This is a genomic window from Volucribacter psittacicida (assembly GCF_004339025.1).
GTDB classification, from domain to species: domain Bacteria; phylum Pseudomonadota; class Gammaproteobacteria; order Enterobacterales; family Pasteurellaceae; genus Volucribacter; species Volucribacter psittacicida.
On sequence record NZ_SMFT01000002.1, the window covers coordinates 468,829 to 469,648 of the forward strand.

General features: G+C 45.5%; 1 protein-coding gene. It reads right to left on the minus strand.

Annotated features, from left to right (window positions below; translation table 11 throughout):
• On the minus strand, positions 1–820 hold an 820-nt coding region (locus EV694_RS10880), incomplete at both ends, for an Ig-like domain-containing protein (protein ID WP_207859792.1).

The window sequence follows — 820 nt, forward strand, 5'->3', positions numbered from 1 at the left end:
ATGGTATAGCTAAAGCTCTCTGTTAAGGTATCGCTCTTACCTTTCAAGGCTTCTACCGCTGCATTCGCGCTATCTAATGTATAGCTATAACTACCGTCTGCATTTAAGGTCAGGCTACCGTAGTTTCCAGTAAGCGTACCCGCATTGCTAACCACTACTGGGCTATCTGCTCCCTGAACATCATTGCTTAATACGTTACCTGAGGCGACTACTTTCACACCTGCCGTTACTTCATCCTTATCTGCTACCGCCGTTAAGGTAGAGTCGGTAATATTAACCACTAAACTGCTACTTTGGCTGTTATTCGCTGTATCTGTAGCAACCACAGTAAAGCTGTCTGTCACCGCTTGATCTTTGTTATTGTGTGCTTTATTGCCCTCTGTGTATTCATAACTGATTACCCCTGTGCTTGCCTCATAACCTGTTACTTTTAACGTACCTTTGTCGGTAGTAATGGTAACTGGGGTAGCGACTGTGGCGTTTGTCACATCTTGACCATTTACAGTAATTTGTTTAACACCATTACTATCATTCACAGTAACTGAGCCTGTAATAGTTTCTGAGCTAGCTTCAACTACAGCACTTTCTGGCGCGTCCACGGTAATGGTCGGTTTTGTGGTGTCAATGGTGCCTTTACCGTTGTTATCACCCTTATTGCCCGCGGGATCGGTCACTTCTACTGTTACCTTATACTCACCCTCTGGCAAGGCTTCTGGCACCTCTACTTCATAGCTGCCGTCCTCTTTCACCGTGGTGGTCACTGTCTGTGTCTTATCCTCTTTATCGATAATGGTTACTGTCACCGTTGAGCCTGCTGGTG